This window comes from Sporosarcina sp. BP05 (assembly GCF_014282005.1).
In the GTDB taxonomy this organism is placed as follows: Bacteria; Bacillota; Bacilli; order Bacillales_A; family Planococcaceae; genus Sporosarcina.
This window is the reverse complement of record NZ_JACFTD010000062.1, coordinates 1-1,408: the sequence shown is the minus strand read 5'-3', so window position 1 is coordinate 1,408 and position 1,408 is coordinate 1. Positions and strand designations below refer to the sequence as shown.

Annotated in this window: 1 protein-coding gene; it reads right to left on the bottom strand. The window is 40.0% G+C overall.

Annotation, left to right across the window (positions count from 1 at the left end):
- Nucleotides 1-147 precede the first annotated feature (147 nt).
- Nucleotides 148-1,272, bottom strand: a complete 1,125-nt coding sequence (locus tag H2672_RS19080) for an IS4 family transposase (protein ID WP_186673986.1) — start codon at nt 1,270-1,272, stop codon at nt 148-150.
- Between the last annotated feature and the right edge of the window lie 136 nt (nt 1,273-1,408).

Here is a 1,408-nt window from a genome sequence, read left to right as displayed (position 1 = left end):
CACTAGCGTCGCATAAACCCATTCTGAATATTGAGTTTCCTTCTTTTCGCTTTCAAAAGAAAAAACGAAAACACCATAATAACGGTAGTGAATATCCATTTTTTGACTATAGCCATTGACTAGCGCAACAAAGATAACTTAGTGCTGTTAGGGCACGCTTTTACCTTGGATTTTTCTAATCCAAGTATGTGCCGGCTTCCATAAAGCTGCTTTCAAATAACGACTGATCTGTAGATAGGTTCGTTTACTTTTTGTCTGTAGCTGCGCTAAAACATTTAAACAATACACGATCATGGCGAGATAGACTTGGTTATGTACGCTTTCTTGACTTTGTCCATAGAACTTTTTGATATTCAAATGCTGCTTCATCCATTTGAAAAATAGTTCTATGGCCCAGCGGGATTTGTACAGTTCCGCGATTTCATCCGCAGGCAAATCAAATCGGTTTGTAAGCAGGTTCAGCTGATTGCCTTTGGAATCTAACACTTTAAGAAGGCGAAAAGCGTTTTCTGAACGATTCTGCGCAGTGCCGATGATAACCATTTCGTCTGATTGCACCGATGAGTTTACTGGAAGTTCGAAGTGCTTGAGCGAGTGTACTACCGCATTCTTACGTAAGCGGGAGACGAAGAAATACCCTTCATCTGACATACGATCGAACTGCTTATAATCCAGGTATCCGCGATCAAACGCATACATGCATTCTTTATCGTCGATTAGTACTTCCAGTTGTCCTCGGTCATGTTCCTTCGCATTTGTTAAGACCGCCTGATCTGGATAGGAACAGCCATTTTCCATGAACACGAGTCGTAGATGGAGTTTGATACCGGACTTTGTTTGTCGGAATTTCGCCCATCGATGATTATTCAAGTTCAAAGGCAGTGTACTCGAATCAATGATTTTTAACGGAGTGGTTGTTTTCCGTCTCGTCTGAAAATCAGTGGTTTCATGTATTTGAGCCACCAAGTCTAGAAAAATAGCCTGAAAGAATTCCGTAGGAACTTGATGTAACCGTCTTCCTAATTGAGAGAAACTGATCGAATCCAGGTCTGATGCTTCCTGCAATTCTTCCGAGAAGACGCAATCGCTTATGGCGCGTAAGCTTTCCGTTTCATGTAGTTGAGCGTACAGTAACAATTTTGTAAACGAAGCCATGTGCAGCTTCTTTGTATAGTAGTCTAAACGATGTGTGTTCACCAGTTCTTCAAATAATTCGTTGGAAATAGGTGAAAGCCATTGTTCAAATGATGTTTTTCGTGTAAACTTATCCATGATTAGGTCCTTTATATTGGATTTGGATAGGTTACTACCTCCAACCCATTATAAAGGATTTTTTTATGTTTGATTAAAATTGCAGATTATTCAGATTCGGGAAGAGATGTATTTTTTTTTAATGCGACGCTAGTGA

Coding starts and splice junctions, on each gene's coding strand:
- H2672_RS19080 (WP_186673986.1), bottom strand. CDS start 1,272: ATGGATAAGTTTACACGAAAAACATCATTTGAACAATGGCTTTCACCT.